Raw genomic sequence first — 15,167 nt, forward strand, 5'->3', positions numbered from 1 at the left:
CATTATGAAACTATTTCGTATTCTTGATCCGTTTACGCTCACCCTGGTGGCCACCGTTTTACTGGCCTCGTTCTTCCCTGCTCGCGGCGGTTTCGTCCCTTTTTTTGAGGGACTGACGACAGCCGCCATCGCACTGCTGTTCTTTATGCACGGCGCAAAGCTCTCCCGCGAAGCGATTATCGCTGGCGGTAGCCACTGGCGACTGCACCTCTGGGTGATGTGCAGCACGTTTATTCTGTTCCCGATCCTCGGGGTGCTGTTTGCCTGGTGGGCACCGGTTAACGTCGATCCGGCGCTCTACACCGGTTTCCTGTATCTCTGTATTCTCCCGGCCACCGTGCAGTCTGCCATTGCCTTTACCTCTCTTGCCGGAGGGAACGTTGCAGCCGCGGTCTGCTCCGCTTCGGCATCCAGCCTGTTAGGGATATTCGTCTCCCCGCTGCTGGTGGGCCTGCTGATGAACATGCACGGCGCGGAGGGTAACCTTGAGCAGGTCGGGAAAATCTGCCTGCAGTTGCTGCTGCCGTTTGTCCTGGGCCATCTCTCGCGTCCGTGGACCGGGGCGTTCGTGGCGAAGCATAAGAAATGGATCTCCAAAACCGACCAGTCGTCGATTCTGCTGGTGGTCTATTCCGCCTTCAGCGAAGCGGTCGTGAACGGGATCTGGCATAAGGTGGGCGCAGGCTCGCTGCTGTTTATCGTGGTGGTCAGCCTCGTTCTGCTGGCAATTGTCATTGCGGTGAACGTTTTTGTGGCGCGCAAGTGCGGTTTCAGCAAAGCCGATGAGATCACCATCGTCTTCTGCGGCTCCAAAAAGAGCCTGGCTAACGGCATCCCGATGGCGAACATTCTGTTCCCCACCTCGGTGATCGGGATGATGGTGCTGCCGCTGATGATTTTCCATCAGATCCAGCTGATGGTCTGCGCGGTGCTGGCGCGTCGCTACAAGCGCCAGACGGAAAAGCTGGCGCAGGAAGAGACCCGCGCCGCGAAGGCTTAAGGACGCTTCAGGGGCTGCACCAGCTGGGTCAGCCCCTCGGTTTTGATCAGTAACGTGATAGCCATCAGCTCGCCCAGGCGCCCGGCGGGGAATTCGTCCTTGCGGGCGAACCACAGCAGGTACTCCTCCGGCAAATCGATCAGCCTGCGGCCCTTATATTTACCGAACGGCATCTCCGTATTGGCGATCTCAACGAGCTGCTCTTTCTCCACGTTACTCTCCTAACAGGCGCATCATTTCCGCTTCGTCGATAACCTCAATGCCGAGCTCCTGGGCTTTCGCCAGCTTCGAACCCGCAGCTTCGCCGGCAATCACCAGGTCGGTTTTCTTCGACACGCTGCCCGCCACTTTGGCCCCCAGCGCCACCAGACGCGCTTTTGCATCGTCGCGTGAAAGCTGGCTAAGGCTACCGGTTAGCACCACGGTTTTACCGGCAAATGGACTATCAATTTCTTCGGCGTTGACCACCACCGGCGCGGGCCATTTAATGCCCTCTTCCAGCAGCTTGCCGATGACCTCGCGGTTGCTCTCTTCGGCAAAGAAGTTAAAGACGTGCGTGGCGACGACGATGCCGACGTCCGGCACTTTCTGCAGCTCGTCGATGCTTGCCTTTTCCAGCGCCTCCAGCGTACCAAAGTACGCGGCTAAACCTGCCGCCGTCGCTTCGCCGACTTCACGAATGCCCAGCGCGTACAGGAAGCGGGCGAAGGTAGTCTCTTTCGCTGCTTCCAGCGCGTTAACCACGTTCTGGGCTGACTTCGGCCCCATGCGATCCAGACCGGTCAGTTTGCCCGCCGTGAGCCTGAACAGATCCGCTGGCGTATGGACATACTCTTTCTCAACCAGCTGATCGATAATCTTGTCGCCCATGCCGTCAACGTCCATTGCGCGACGGGAAACAAAGTGCTTAAGCGACTCTTTACGCTGCGCGCCGCAGATCAGGCCGCCCGTACAGCGGGCCACCGCTTCGCCTTCCACACGCTCTACGTCAGAGCCGCATACCGGGCAGTGGGTCGGGAAAACGACCTCGCGCGTATCATCAGGACGTTCTGACTCAACAACGTTCACCACCTGCGGGATAACATCGCCCGCGCGGCGAATCACCACTTTGTCACCGATGCGCAGGCCGAGGCGTTCGATTTCATCGGCGTTGTGCAGCGTAGCGTTACTCACCAGCACGCCTGCGACCTGCACCGGCTCCAGTCGAGCGACCGGAGTAATAGCGCCCGTACGGCCCACCTGAAATTCCACGTCGCGAACGAAGGTCATCTGCTCCTGGGCAGGGAATTTAAACGCCACCGCCCAGCGCGGTGCACGCGCCACAAAGCCCAGCTGCTCCTGCAGCGCCAGCGAATTGACCTTGATGACAACGCCATCGATATCAAAGCCGAGCGTCGGACGGTCCTCTTCCACTTTGTGGTAGAACGCCAGCACCGCTTCCGGCGAGTCGCAGAGCTGAACGCGGTTGCTCACCGGCAGGCCCCAGGCTTTAAACTGCAGCAGACGCCCGAGGTGCGTATCCGGTAACTCACCACCTTCCAGAATACCGACGCCGTAGCAGAAGAAAGTAAGCGGTCGCTTCGCGGTGATGCGCGGGTCAAGCTGGCGCAGAGAGCCTGCCGCCGCGTTACGCGGGTTAGCAAACACTTTCCCGCCGGTGCGACGCGCCTCTTCGTTAATTTTCTCGAATCCCGCCTGCGGCAGGAACACCTCGCCGCGCACTTCCAGACGCGCGGGAATGTTGTCACCCTGCAGCTTCAGCGGGATCGCGCGGATGGTTCGTACGTTAGTGGTGATGTCTTCACCCGTCGTACCGTCGCCACGCGTGGCGCCGCGCACCAGCACGCCGTTTTCATAGAGAAGGCTGACCGCCAGGCCGTCGAGCTTCAACTCGCAGCACCATGTGAGGGAATCGCTGCTTTTCAGACGGTCCTGCACGCGCTTGTTAAACGCGAGGAAGCTCTCTTCATCAAAGACGTTGTCCAGCGACAGCATCGGCACTTCGTGACGCACCTGGCTGAAAGCCCCCAGCGGCTCGGCGCCGACGCGCTGGGTCGGAGAATCTGGCGTAATCAGTTCCGGGTGCTGCGCCTCCAGCTCGCGCAGCTCGCGCATCAGCCGGTCATACTCCGCATCAGGCACTTCCGGTGCGTCCATAACATGATAGAGATATTCATGATGGCGAAGCGTGGTTCGCAGTTCAGTGAGTTGTTGTTCGATTGAGTCCATATCGCACCATCAATGAGAAAAAACCCCCGACAGGCGGGGGTTGAGGAGGAGTTGAAGTAAACGCGACAATTACGCGTTGGCTTCCTTCACTTCGCGGATGCGGTCCTGATACTCGCGCAGCTTCTGCGGGGTCATCATTCGACGCTGATCGTCGAGCACCACACCACCCACTTCATCAGCGATGTGCTGAGCGGACTGCAGCATCAGCTTGAAGTTTTGCAGCTCGTCGCCGTAGGACGGCACCTGCATAAAGATAGTGACACCCGGCGTCACGAAATCACCGGTCATTTCCGGGTCAAAGGTGCCTGGGTTGACCATATTGGCCAGGCTAAACAGCGCCGGACCACTACCGTCAGGGCTCAGGTGGCGATGGAAAATATTCATATCGCCAAACTTGAAGCCTGCCTGTTGAATACTGTTGAGCAACACGTCACCGTTGAGATGGCTGCCGTGATGCGCGGCCACGTTCATGATGATCACCGCTTCTTTACGCTGCGGCTTTTCAACAACCGGTTCAGGCTCGGCGACCGGCTCTGGCTCAACGTGCGGAGCCGGAGCGGGCTGCGGCGCAGGCTGTACATGAACAGGCTGCTGCGGCTGCTGCGCAGGTTGCTGTTGCACGGGCTGCTGCACAGGTTGCTGTTGAACCGGCTGTGGCGCAGCGGGCTGCTGTTGGACAGGCGGTTGCGGCGGCTGACGTACAGGTTCTTCCACTGGCTGCGGCGCTGGCTGGCGCGGCTGGGCAGAGGCATACGGCGGTTGATACTGGTGCTGCGGAGCGCGGGGGGCTTCATGCTCCCCATGAGCCGCGCCGGGCGCAGTATTGACCCGATGAACACGAACTTCACCCACGCCGTCGTCGTCGCTACCGGTGATGTCATCTTCAGTGTCATCATCATCACGACTGGACTTCATGCGCTTCAGTGGGCGATCGCGAAACATCGAGGAACGCTCTTTACGGCTGGTCCAGAAACCATGTACCAGTAAAGCGATTATGGCGATCGCGCCAACAATGATTAATATCAGACGCAAATCCTGCATCATTATATTCTCTGTTGTTCTAACACCTTGCCACCACGGCAAACATTTACTCACTAAGAGTATTTGCCGTTTACGTCAAGTGCAAGTGTGTGCAGAGCATTCGCAGCATAAAGATGAAGTAAATCGTGCTTTTTGCTGGTTTTTCGAACATTTCCGAACTGGTCATTGGTCCGCAAGTGGATAATATAGGCGGGCAATTCCACTGGTTGTGAAAAAAGGAGTACAGCCTGGTTATGGTTTCAACATCGTCTTCTCCCCCGCGCAGCGGCGTCTGGTATTTTTCTCAGGGCTGGAAGCTGGTTTCACTGCCAGGTATCCGTCGCTTCGTCATTCTGCCGCTGCTGATCAACATTATTCTGATGGGCGGCGCGTTCTGGTGGCTGTTCACAAAGCTCGAAAGCTGGATCCCGTCGCTGATGAGCTACGTGCCGGACTGGCTGCAGTGGCTTAACTACCTGCTCTGGCCGGTGGCGGTCATCTCCGTGCTGCTGGTATTCGGCTATTTATTCTCAACGATCGCGAACTGGATAGCCGCGCCGTTTAACGGCCTGCTGGCGGAACAGCTGGAGGCACGGCTTACCGGCGCGACGCCACCGGACACGGGCGTGCTGGGGATCGTGAAAGATATCCCGCGCATTATGAAGCGCGAGTGGCAGAAGTTTGCCTGGTACCTCCCCCGCGCGGTTGTACTCCTTGCCCTCTACTTTGTCCCCGGCATTGGCCAGACGGTTGCGCCGGTGCTGTGGTTTCTGTTCAGCGCCTGGATGCTGGCCATCCAGTACTGCGACTATCCGTTCGATAACCACAAGGTGCCGTTCAAAGCGATGCGCACCGCGCTGCGCACCCGGAAGGTCGCCAATATGCAGTTCGGCGCGCTGACCAGCCTGTTCACCATGATTCCCTTCCTTAACTTGTTCATCATGCCGGTTGCGGTTTGCGGCGCGACGGCGATGTGGGTGGACTGTTATCGTGCTAAGCACGCGTTATGGAAATAATGCAAAAATGTGTAAAGCAGGGGTGGCTTATGCCGCCCCTTATTCCATACTGATCCCCATTATTTCCTTGCAGTATATAGATATGCGAATTCCTTACTTCCCCCTACCTGCTTAGCAGGTATGCTGGGTCGGTATCCCAATTTCATACAGTTAAGGACAGGCCATGAGTAAGATTTATGAAGACAACTCGCTGACTATCGGTCATACGCCCCTGGTTCGACTGAACCGTATCGGTAATGGACGCATTCTGGCGAAGGTCGAATCACGCAACCCGAGCTTCAGCGTAAAATGCCGCATCGGTGCAAACATGATTTGGGATGCTGAAAAACGCGGCGTGCTGAAGCCAGGCGTTGAGCTGGTGGAACCGACCAGCGGTAATACCGGTATCGCTCTGGCCTATGTTGCTGCCGCACGCGGCTACAAGCTGACCCTGACCATGCCGGAAACCATGAGCATCGAACGTCGCAAACTGCTGAAAGCGCTGGGGGCGAACCTGGTCCTGACCGAAGGCGCGAAGGGCATGAAAGGTGCCATTCAGAAAGCGGAAGAGATCGTGGCCAGCGATCCGGCGAAATATCTTCTGCTGCAGCAGTTCAGCAACCCGGCTAACCCTGAAATTCACGAGAAGACTACCGGCCCGGAAATCTGGGAAGATACTGACGGCCAGGTTGACGTATTTATCTCCGGCGTCGGCACCGGCGGCACGCTGACCGGCGTGTCTCGCTATATTAAAGGCACAAAAGGTAAAAAAGAGCTGATTACCGTTGCCGTTGAACCTACCGACTCCCCTGTTATCGCTCAGGCGCTGGCGGGTGAAGAGCTTAAGCCTGGCCCGCATAAAATTCAGGGCATCGGCGCGGGCTTCATTCCGGGTAACCTGGATCTGAAGCTGATCGATAAAGTCGTTGCCATTACGAACGAAGAAGCCATCTCTACCGCGCGTCGTCTGATGGATGAAGAAGGCATTCTGGCGGGTATCTCTTCCGGTGCGGCCGTTGCGGCAGCGCTCAAACTTCAGGAAGATGAAGCCTTTACCAATAAGAATATTGTGGTTATCCTTCCTTCTTCGGGTGAGCGTTACTTGAGCACCGCACTGTTTGCCGATCTGTTCACGGAAAAAGAGCTGCAACAGTAGTGCCAGTATGTTAATAACGCGTAAAAAAGCACCTTTTCGGGTGCTTTTTTGTGACCTGCTTCAGACTTTTGCCCCTCCTGGCATTGCTTCACCCCGATGTGTCTGGTATTTAAACCAGCAATTATTTTGAAGCGTGAAATTAATCAGTGAACGAAATACCCTTGCTGAATCGATTTTATGATTTGGTTCAAGTCTTCCTTTCGCTGCATAATGTTTAATGACGATTGAAACGTCAGCGCTAACAATACAGGCTAAAGTTAAGCCGCCAGGCTAGACTTTAGTTCCACAACACTAAACCTATAAGTTGGGGAAATACAATGTTCCAGCAAGAAGTTACCATTACCGCTCCGAACGGTCTGCACACCCGCCCTGCTGCTCAGTTTGTTAAAGAAGCGAAAGGCTTCACTTCTGAAATCACTGTAACTTCCAACGGCAAAAGCGCTAGCGCAAAAAGCCTGTTCAAACTGCAGACTCTGGGCCTGACTCAGGGCACCGTTGTTACCATCTCTGCTGAAGGTGAAGACGAGCAGAAAGCAGTTGAGCATCTGGTTAAACTGATGGCTGAGCTCGAGTAAGTTTCCGGGTTCTTTTAAATATCAGTCACAAGTAAGGTAGGGTTATGATTTCAGGCATTTTAGCATCCCCGGGTATCGCTTTCGGCAAAGCACTGCTGCTGAAAGAAGACGAGATCGTCATCGACCGGAAAAAAATTTCTGCCGACAAGGTTGATCAGGAAGTTGAACGTTTTCTGAGCGGTCGTGCCAAGGCATCTGCGCAACTGGAAGCGATCAAAACTAAAGCTGGCGAAACTTTCGGTGAAGAAAAAGAAGCCATCTTCGAAGGGCATATCATGCTGCTCGAAGATGAGGAGCTGGAGCAGGAAATCATAGCCCTGATTAAAGATAAAGGCATGACGGCCGACGCGGCTGCGCATGAAGTTATCGAAGGTCAGGCAACTGCCCTGGAAGAGCTGGATGATGAATACCTGAAAGAGCGTGCGGCTGACGTACGTGACATCGGTAAGCGCCTGCTGCGCAACATCCTGGGCCTGGCCATTATCGACCTGAGCGCGATTCAGGATGAAGTGATCCTGGTTGCCGCTGACCTCACCCCGTCTGAAACCGCACAGCTGAACCTGAAAAAGGTTCTCGGTTTCATCACCGACGCGGGCGGCCGTACCTCCCACACCTCAATCATGGCGCGTTCTCTGGAACTGCCTGCGATCGTGGGCACCGGTAGCGTCACCTCTCAGGTGAAAAACGGCGACTATCTGATTCTGGATGCCGTAAACAATCTGGTTTACGTCAACCCAACTAACGAAGAGATCGAAAAACTGCGCGCGGTTCAGGAGCAGGTTGCGACTGAAAAAGCAGAACTCGCTAAGCTGAAAGACCTGCCAGCCATCACCCTGGACGGCCATCAGGTAGAAGTGTGCGCAAACATCGGTACCGTACGCGACGTTGATGGCGCTGAGCGCAACGGTGCGGAAGGTGTTGGTCTCTATCGTACAGAATTCCTGTTCATGGACCGCGACGCGCTGCCAACGGAAGAAGAGCAGTTTGCTGCGTATAAAGCCGTCGCAGAAGCGTGTGGCTCGCAGGCGGTTATCGTCCGTACCATGGACATCGGTGGCGACAAAGAGCTGCCGTACATGAACTTCCCGAAAGAAGAGAACCCGTTCCTGGGCTGGCGTGCCGTGCGTATCGCGATGGATCGTAAAGAGATCCTGCGTGACCAGGTTCGCGCTATCCTGCGTGCCTCCGCTTTCGGTAAGCTGCGCATCATGTTCCCGATGATCATCTCTGTTGAAGAAGTGCGTGCACTGAAGAAAGAGATCGAAATCTACAAACAGGAACTGCGCGACGAAGGTAAAGCATTTGACGAGTCAATTGAGATCGGCGTGATGGTGGAAACACCAGCAGCGGCGACCATTGCGCGTCATTTAGCCAAAGAAGTTGATTTCTTTAGTATCGGTACCAATGATTTAACGCAGTACACCCTGGCAGTTGACCGTGGTAATGATATGATTTCACATCTCTACCAGCCAATGTCACCGTCCGTACTGAACTTGATCAAGCAAGTTATTGATGCTTCTCATGCAGAAGGTAAATGGACTGGCATGTGTGGTGAGCTTGCAGGCGACGAACGTGCTACACTTCTGTTGCTGGGTATGGGTCTGGACGAATTCTCTATGAGCGCCATTTCCATCCCGCGCATTAAGAAGATTATCCGTAACACGAACTTCGAAGATGCGAAGGTGTTAGCAGAGCAGGCTCTTGCTCAACCGACAACGGACGAGTTAATGACGCTGGTTAACAAGTTCATTGAAGAAAAAACAATCTGCTAATCCACGAGATGCGGCCCAAATTACTGCTTAGGAGAAGATCATGGGTTTGTTCGATAAACTGAAATCTCTGGTTTCTGATGATAAGAAAGACTCCGGAACTATTGAGATTGTTGCTCCGCTCTCCGGCGAGATCGTCAACATCGAAGACGTGCCGGATGTAGTGTTTGCTGAGAAAATCGTTGGTGATGGCATTGCTATCAAACCAACTGGCAACAAAATGGTTGCTCCAGTTGACGGCACCATCGGTAAAATTTTTGAAACCAACCATGCGTTCTCTATCGAATCTGATAGCGGTATCGAACTGTTCGTTCACTTCGGTATCGACACCGTTGAACTGAAAGGCGAAGGCTTCAAGCGTATCGCGGAAGAAGGCCAGCGTGTTAAAGTTGGCGACCCGGTGATTGAATTCGATCTGCCACTGCTGGAAGAAAAAGCCAAGTCTACCCTGACGCCGGTTGTTATCTCCAACATGGACGAAATCAAAGAACTGATCAAACTGTCTGGCAGCGTCACCGTGGGCGAAACCCCGGTTATCCGCATCAAGAAGTAATTCTTGCCGCACAGAAAAATGGCGCCTTCGGGCGCCATTTTTGTTTATGCAGGGAGGATAAGCTCGTCGTAGCCTTTCGACTGGGTATAAAGCATCACGTCAGTCACCCGATCGCCGGCCATGCGAATGGCATCAGCAACGGTTTTCCCCTCAACAATTCCGCTCACCAGTTCTGAACAGAACAGATCCCCCGTCCCTTTCAGATCGGTTTCTACGCGCGGATGCGCGCTGACGGTCACGCCTTCACGCGTCACCAGCACCACGTGGATGTTTTGCGGGTCATCGGCGACCGGCGCGCTGGTGATCGCCACCCAATTCAGAGTGTCAGAAAGCAACCCCTGCGCGGCGGCAATAGCGCTTTCCGGCGTTCGGCACGACTTACCGCTCAATACTTCCAGCTCATAAACGTTTGGCGTAATCCCCTGCGCCAGCGGCAGCAGGTGTTCCCGGTAGGCTTCCGGGATATCCGGCTTCACGTACATTCCGCTGTCGATATCGCCGATAACCGGGTCGACCAGCACCAGCAGGTCAGGATGCTGCGCTTTGACCGCCCTCAGCCACTGCGCCAGCAGCGCGATCTGGCTGGCGCTGCCCATATAGCCGGTAGTGACCGCTTTAAGCTCGCGCAGGATCTCGCGCTCTTCCAGCGCCTTCAGGTAGCCGCTGAACCACTCGTCGGGGATCACCCCGCCGTAGAAGGTGTCGTAGTGCGGCGTGTTGCTAAACAGCACCGTCGGCACGGCGGTCACGTTCAGCCTGTGGGTACGAATATTTGGCACCGCAATGCTGTTCCCCACGCTGCCGTAAACCACCTGCGACTGCACCGCGACAATGTCGGTTTGCTGCGCCCGGGTGTTATCCCGGAATAGAATCATCTCCATGACGCTTAAATCCCCGCCCCCTGCGAATAACTCTCTTCACCAAAGACGCCGGTAGACAAATAGCGATCGCCGCGATCGCAAATTATCGCCACCACGACCGCACCGGGATTTGCCTGCGCCACGCGCAACGCCCCCGCTACCGCGCCCCCCGAGCTGACCCCGCAGAAGATGCCTTCACGCACGGCCAGTTCACGCATGGTATTCTCCGCCTCGCGCTGATGAATATCCAGCACCCGATCCACCAGCTGCGCATTAAAAATGCCTGGCATATACTCCGCAGGCCAGCGGCGAATGCCCGGAATGCTGCTCCCCTCTTCCGGCTGCAGACCAACAATGGTGACCGGTTTCTCCTGCTCGCGCAAAAAACGCGACACGCCGGTAATGGTGCCGGTGGTGCCCATGCTGGAGACAAAATGGGTGATGCGCCCGCCGGTTTGCTGCCAGATTTCCGGCCCGGTGGTGGTGTAGTGCGCGTACGGGTTGTCCGGGTTATTGAACTGATCGAGCAGTTTACCTTCACCGCGCTCGGCCATCGCTAACGCTAAATCTCGCGCCCCTTCCATCCCCTGCTCTTTGGTTACCAGAATCAGCTCGGCCCCGTAGGCGCGCATCGCGGCGCGGCGCTCCTGGCTCATGTTGTCCGGCATCAGCAGCTTCATGCGGTAGCCTTTCAGCGCCGCAATCATTGCCAGCGCGATACCGGTGTTGCCGCTGGTGGCTTCAATCAGCACATCTCCTGGCTTAATTTCACCGCGTTTCTCGGCCTGGACAATCATCGACAGCGCCGCACGGTCTTTCACCGACCCTGCCGGGTTGTTGCCTTCGAGTTTGACCCAGATTTCGCTGCCGTTGGCACATCCCATGCGCTGAAGCTTGACCAGAGGGGTGTTGCCGATGGTGTGTTCGAGTGTATTCACGATTTTTACTCAATAAAAAGCCCGGTAAGCATCACGCCACCGGGCGAAAAACATACTCAATAACCTATCAGGCTGACTCCGCCAGAGCAATATCCTCGCGCGTCTCAATGCGCTCCTTACCGTGATAGATGCGCGCATGCTGCAGCCCGACAAACAGGCGCTCACCCCGGTGCGGCGGGACGTCGTCGCGCATGACCACGGTCAGCGGCTCGGTATACCAGCCCAGCGGCTGTACCACCAATTGGGTGTAGTGTCCTTTAGGGCTAGCTTCCAGCACCTGCACCGGCAGCGGGGAATCCAGGCTGGTGCGGCGGCTGACGTCCACTTCCCACGGGCGCAGGAACAGATCGACCGGCCCCTGATGCGCGGAGGTGTAGCCCAGCGGCCAGCGGTGCGCGCCCACGTGGAACTGACCGCCGCGAATGGTGCCCTGCAGGCGGTTCACCTCGCCCATAAACTCCAGCACGAAGCGGGTCGCCGGCTCGCGCCAGAGCTGTTCCGGCTCGTCAACCTGCTCGATGTTGCCCTGGCTCATAACCACCACGCGGTCCGCGACTTCCATCGCCTCTTCCTGATCGTGGGTCACGAAGACGCTGGTGAATTTCAGCTCTTCATGCAGCTGGCGCAGCCAGCGACGCAGCTCTTTGCGCACCTGCGCATCCAGCGCGCCGAAGGGTTCATCCAGCAGCAGTATTTGCGGCTCAACGGCCAGCGCGCGCGCCAGCGCCACGCGCTGCTTCTGCCCACCGGAAAGCTGGGCCGGGAAGCGGTCCGCCAGATGCGCCAGCTGCACCATCTCCAGCAGTTTGATTACTTTCGCCTTAATGGTTGCTGCATCCGGGCGTTCACGACGTGGCAGCACCGTCAGGCCAAAGGCGATATTGTCGAAAACGGTCATGTGGCGGAACAGCGCGTAATGCTGGAACACAAAGCCTACCTTACGGTCGCGGGCATGCAGACGGCTCACATCGGTACCGTGAAAGCGGATATGTCCGCTGGTCTGATGCTCAAGCCCGGCGATAATACGCAGCAGTGTAGTTTTACCGGAACCAGACGGCCCCAGCAGCGCGACCATTTGTCCGGAAGGGATATCCAGCGAGATATCATTCAGCACCTGCGTGCGACCAAAAGACTTCTTAATATTGGCAATCTCAATGCTCATGATTTCCCTCCTGATGCTGACGTTTTTCCTGATTCTCTAAACGCCACTGCACCACACTCTTCAAAAACAGGGTCAAAATCGCCATCAGCGTCAGCAACGCTGCGGCAGTAAAGGAACCGACGGTGTTGTAGTCCTGTTCCAGTAATTCAATCTGTAACGGCAGCGACAGGGTTTCGCCGCGGATCGAGCCGGACACCACCGACACCGCACCAAATTCACCAATCGCGCGGGCGTTGGTCAGCACCACGCCATAGAGCAGTGCCCAGCGGATGTTCGGCAGCGTGACGCGACGGAACATCTGCCAGCCGGAGGCGCCAAGCAGAACGGCCGCTTCGTCTTCATTGCTGCCCTGGCTTAACATCACCGGCACCAGCTCACGTACCACGAACGGACAGGTCACGAAGATGGTCACCAGCACCATGCCCGGCCAGGCGAACATGATCTGCAGGTTATGTTCATCCAGCCAGCCGCCCAGCGGGCCGTTGGAGCCGTAAAAGAGCAGGTAAACCAGACCGGCCACAACAGGCGACACGGCAAACGGAATATCCAGCAGGGTCAGCAGCAGCTGACGTCCCGGGAAGTTAAAGCGCGTCACCAGCCAGGCCAGCAGCGTACCGAAGACCAGGTTCACCGGCACGGTGATTAACGCAATCAGCACCGTCAGCCAGATGGCGTGCAGCATGTCCGGGTTCGCCAGGTTCTCCAGCGCGGGCATCAGCCCATTGCTGAGCGCCTGGACGAAGATATAAATCGTCGGCACGACGAGAATGAGGGCGGAAACCAGCACGCCCACGCCAATCAGAAACCATTTACCCCAGTTGATGCGGGGCGCATCGTATCGCTTCAATTGCGTAACTTCCGCCATCAGTGACCTACCACACGTCGACCAAAGCGACTTTGCAGAGTGTTAATCGAGTACAACAGCAGCAGCGAGGCCGCGAGGATCACCGAAGCAATCGCGCTTGCCGCCGGATAATCAAACTCCTGCAGGCGGATGAAAATCATCAACGAGGTGACTTCCGTTTTCCAGGCGATGTTCCCGGCGATAAATATCACCGCGCCGAACTCACCCAGGCTGCGGGTAAACGACAGCGCGACGCCCGCCATCAGCGCCGGAGAGAGCTCCGGCAGAACCACTTTACGGAAGCTCTGCCAGCGCGTGGCGCCCAGCGTTTCCGCCGCTTCTTCGTATTCCGGACCCAGCTCTTCCAGTACCGGCTGCACGGTACGTACCACAAACGGGATGCTGGTAAAGGCCATCGCCACCGCGATCCCGAGCCAGGTATAGGTCACCTTGATGTCAAATTTCGCCAGCCACTCGCCGTACAGCCCGTTCACGGAGAAGAGCGACGCGAGGGTTAAGCCCGCAACCGCCGTCGGCAGCGCAAACGGCAGATCCATCAGGGCATCAAGCAGCGTACGGCCCGGGAAGCGATAGCGGGTTAAGATCCACGCCATCAGCAGGCCAAACACGCCGTTAAAAATGGAGGCAACAAACGCCGACAGCAGCGTCACCTTATAGGCCGCCACCACCTGCGGGTTGGTGACCACGTCCCAGTACTGCGCCCAGCTCATCTCAGAGAGCTGCATCACCAGCGCGCTGAGCGGCAACAGCAGGATCAGGCAGACGAACAGCAGGCTGGTCCCGAGGCTTAAGGTAAAGCCCGGCAGCACGCGTTTAGTCGAGACTGCAAACATTACTTACGCCCCGCCGCCAGCAGTTTGTCTAACTCACCGCCGCTGGCAAAGTGCGTTTTCATCACCTCAGGCCAGGAGCCGAAATGATCTTCCACGCGGAACAGCGCGGTCTGCGGGAATTTGTCCTTCAGTTTGTTCATCACGTCGGGGTTGTTCACGCGGTAGTAGTAATCGGTGATGATGGCCTGCGCCTGCGGGCTGTACAGGTAGTTGAGATAGGCTTTTGCCGCTTTCTCGGTGCCGTTCGCCTGCACGTTTTTATCCACCCACGCCACCGGGAATTCAGCCAGGATGTTGGTTTTCGGAATAACCACCTCGAAGCCCTGCGCTTCGTACTGCTTGCGAATGTTGTTCACTTCGGATTCAAAGCTGATCAGCACGTCGCCCAGACCACGCTCGGCGAAGGTCGTGGTCGCGCCGCGGCCGCCGGTATCAAACACTTCGACGTTTTTCAGGAACTGGGTCATGAACTGCTCGGTCTTCGCTTTATCCTTACCGTCAGCCTTGTCCGCCGCGCCCCACGCGGCTAAATAGGTGTAGCGCGCGTTACCTGAGGTTTTTGGGTTCGGGAAAATCAGCTTCACGTCGGAACGCACCAGGTCGCTCCAGTCGTGGATGTTCTTCGGGTTGCCCTTACGCACCAGGAAGCCCATGGTGGAGTAGAACGGCGAGCTATTGTTTGGCAAGCGGCTCTGCCAGTCAGCCGGGAGCAGTTTGCCCTTGTCGTGCAGGATCTGCACGTCAGTCACCTGGTTGTAGGTCACGACATCTGCTTTCAGCCCCTGCAAAATCGCCAGCGCCTGCTTGGATGAACCGGCGTGGGACTGCTTGATGGTCAGCTTATCGCCATTGTTTTCTTTCGCCCACTGCTGCTCGAACGGTGGGTTAAGGGCGGCAAACAGCTCGCGGGAGACATCATACGAGCTGTTCAGCAGCTCGGTCGCCTGCGCTTGGGCCACCAGCAGTAAACCTGCCAGCGCCAGAGTTCCTTTTTTCAGTACAGTAACGGCCATTGCGCACCCTTATAAATGTGATGACTATCTTATAGTCATAATATTTATAACGGGGATGAAAGGAGTAACGGTTTTATATACCGTTTGGTGATTTACAAGCAGAAAAGGGAATAAGCCTTTTGGCCCGATGACAAAGAACTTGCCAGACAGTTAATCTGGATACCGCTGATACAGGATTATATTATAAGGCGAATTCAAT

15 protein-coding genes are annotated in these 15,167 nt (G+C 56.4%); 6 read left to right on the forward strand and 9 right to left on the reverse strand.

Going from position 1 to position 15,167, the window contains the following annotated elements; genetic code table 11:
- Positions 1–4: 4 nt before the first annotated feature.
- Entirely contained in the window at positions 5–1,000 is a 996-nt protein-coding gene (locus IM314_RS16775; RefSeq protein ID WP_041908807.1) for a bile acid:sodium symporter family protein, read from the forward strand.
- Here IM314_RS16775 and IM314_RS16780 read toward each other — a convergent pair.
- The 3 genes from IM314_RS16780 to zipA form a co-directional block, all read right to left on the reverse strand.
- Positions 997–1,212, reverse strand: a complete 216-nt coding sequence (locus IM314_RS16780) for a DUF3820 family protein (protein ID WP_003861328.1) — start codon at positions 1,210–1,212, stop codon at positions 997–999. The two genes, IM314_RS16775 and IM314_RS16780, sit on opposite strands and share 4 nt — an antisense overlap.
- A 1-nt stretch (position 1,213) precedes the next feature.
- Complete coding sequence (ligA, locus tag IM314_RS16785; protein ID WP_193358952.1) at positions 1,214–3,229, reverse strand: NAD-dependent DNA ligase LigA; 2,016 nt, start codon at positions 3,227–3,229, stop codon at positions 1,214–1,216.
- A gap of 69 nt (positions 3,230–3,298) precedes the next feature.
- The gene (gene zipA, locus IM314_RS16790; protein ID WP_048999323.1) at positions 3,299–4,273 is read right to left on the reverse strand and encodes a cell division protein ZipA; all 975 of its coding nucleotides are present in this window, start codon (positions 4,271–4,273) and stop codon (positions 3,299–3,301) included.
- Between the two features lie 230 nt (positions 4,274–4,503).
- Between zipA and cysZ the strand changes: the two genes are divergently transcribed.
- The 5 genes from cysZ (at position 4,504) to crr (ending at position 9,297) form a co-directional block, all read left to right on the forward strand.
- Positions 4,504–5,265 carry a sulfate transporter CysZ gene (gene cysZ / locus IM314_RS16795; RefSeq protein WP_028013995.1) on the forward strand — a complete coding sequence of 254 codons (762 nt, stop codon included), beginning with the start codon at positions 4,504–4,506 and terminating at the stop codon, positions 5,263–5,265.
- Between the two features lie 163 nt (positions 5,266–5,428).
- Positions 5,429–6,400, forward strand: coding sequence for a cysteine synthase A (gene cysK, locus IM314_RS16800; RefSeq protein WP_028013996.1), 972 nt, complete (start codon positions 5,429–5,431; stop codon positions 6,398–6,400).
- 317 nt (positions 6,401–6,717) lie between these two features.
- Positions 6,718–6,975, forward strand: a complete 258-nt coding sequence (gene ptsH / locus IM314_RS16805) for a phosphocarrier protein Hpr (RefSeq protein WP_000487600.1) — start codon at positions 6,718–6,720, stop codon at positions 6,973–6,975.
- Between the two features lie 44 nt (positions 6,976–7,019).
- Positions 7,020–8,747, forward strand: coding sequence for a phosphoenolpyruvate-protein phosphotransferase PtsI (gene ptsI / locus IM314_RS16810; RefSeq protein WP_008501604.1), 1,728 nt, complete (start codon positions 7,020–7,022; stop codon positions 8,745–8,747).
- A 40-nt stretch (positions 8,748–8,787) separates the two neighbouring features.
- Entirely contained in the window at positions 8,788–9,297 is a 510-nt protein-coding gene (gene crr / locus IM314_RS16815; protein WP_003861316.1) for a PTS glucose transporter subunit IIA, read from the forward strand.
- A gap of 44 nt (positions 9,298–9,341) precedes the next feature.
- On the opposite strand, the gene pdxK is transcribed toward crr, so the two are convergent.
- The 6 genes from pdxK to IM314_RS16845 all read right to left on the reverse strand — a co-directional run bounded on the left by pdxK (position 9,342) and on the right by IM314_RS16845 (position 14,968).
- Complete coding sequence (gene pdxK, locus IM314_RS16820) at positions 9,342–10,178, reverse strand: pyridoxine/pyridoxal/pyridoxamine kinase (RefSeq protein ID WP_193358951.1); 837 nt, start codon at positions 10,176–10,178, stop codon at positions 9,342–9,344.
- 5 nt (positions 10,179–10,183) lie between these two features.
- Entirely contained in the window at positions 10,184–11,095 is a 912-nt protein-coding gene (gene cysM, locus IM314_RS16825; protein ID WP_028013998.1) for a cysteine synthase CysM, read from the reverse strand.
- 67 nt (positions 11,096–11,162) lie between these two features.
- A complete protein-coding gene (cysA, locus tag IM314_RS16830) occupies positions 11,163–12,257 on the reverse strand; it encodes a sulfate/thiosulfate ABC transporter ATP-binding protein CysA (RefSeq protein ID WP_041908801.1) in 1,095 nt (364 codons plus the stop codon).
- Positions 12,247–13,122, reverse strand: coding sequence for a sulfate/thiosulfate ABC transporter permease CysW (gene cysW / locus IM314_RS16835; protein ID WP_163333152.1), 876 nt, complete (start codon positions 13,120–13,122; stop codon positions 12,247–12,249). Before cysW ends, cysA begins: the two co-directional genes overlap by 11 nt.
- Positions 13,122–13,955: a sulfate/thiosulfate ABC transporter permease CysT gene (gene cysT / locus IM314_RS16840; RefSeq protein ID WP_028014001.1), complete on the reverse strand. Its 834-nt coding sequence runs from the start codon at positions 13,953–13,955 to the stop codon at positions 13,122–13,124. Before cysT ends, cysW begins: the two co-directional genes overlap by 1 nt.
- On the reverse strand, positions 13,955–14,968 hold the full coding sequence (locus IM314_RS16845; protein WP_047368059.1) for a sulfate ABC transporter substrate-binding protein: 1,014 nt from the start codon (positions 14,966–14,968) through the stop codon (positions 13,955–13,957). Before IM314_RS16845 ends, cysT begins: the two co-directional genes overlap by 1 nt.
- Positions 14,969–15,167: the final 199 nt, after the last annotated feature.

This window comes from Enterobacter cloacae complex sp. P42RS, assembly GCF_014930595.1.
Taxonomy (GTDB): domain Bacteria; phylum Pseudomonadota; class Gammaproteobacteria; order Enterobacterales; family Enterobacteriaceae; genus Enterobacter; species Enterobacter bugandensis.

Coding starts and splice junctions, on each gene's coding strand:
- ptsH (WP_000487600.1), top strand. CDS start 6,718: ATGTTCCAGCAAGAAGTTACCATTACCGCTCCGAACGGTCTGCACACC.
- cysW (WP_163333152.1), bottom strand. CDS start 13,122: ATGGCGGAAGTTACGCAATTGAAGCGATACGATGCGCCCCGCATCAAC.
- cysT (WP_028014001.1), bottom strand. CDS start 13,955: ATGTTTGCAGTCTCGACTAAACGCGTGCTGCCGGGCTTTACCTTAAGC.
- ligA (WP_193358952.1), bottom strand. CDS start 3,229: ATGGACTCAATCGAACAACAACTCACTGAACTGCGAACCACGCTTCGC.
- crr (WP_003861316.1), top strand. CDS start 8,788: ATGGGTTTGTTCGATAAACTGAAATCTCTGGTTTCTGATGATAAGAAA.
- IM314_RS16845 (WP_047368059.1), bottom strand. CDS start 14,968: ATGGCCGTTACTGTACTGAAAAAAGGAACTCTGGCGCTGGCAGGTTTA.
- cysZ (WP_028013995.1), top strand. CDS start 4,504: ATGGTTTCAACATCGTCTTCTCCCCCGCGCAGCGGCGTCTGGTATTTT.
- zipA (WP_048999323.1), bottom strand. CDS start 4,273: ATGATGCAGGATTTGCGTCTGATATTAATCATTGTTGGCGCGATCGCC.
- pdxK (WP_193358951.1), bottom strand. CDS start 10,178: ATGGAGATGATTCTATTCCGGGATAACACCCGGGCGCAGCAAACCGAC.
- IM314_RS16775 (WP_041908807.1), top strand. CDS start 5: ATGAAACTATTTCGTATTCTTGATCCGTTTACGCTCACCCTGGTGGCC.
- cysA (WP_041908801.1), bottom strand. CDS start 12,257: ATGAGCATTGAGATTGCCAATATTAAGAAGTCTTTTGGTCGCACGCAG.
- cysK (WP_028013996.1), top strand. CDS start 5,429: ATGAGTAAGATTTATGAAGACAACTCGCTGACTATCGGTCATACGCCC.
- ptsI (WP_008501604.1), top strand. CDS start 7,020: ATGATTTCAGGCATTTTAGCATCCCCGGGTATCGCTTTCGGCAAAGCA.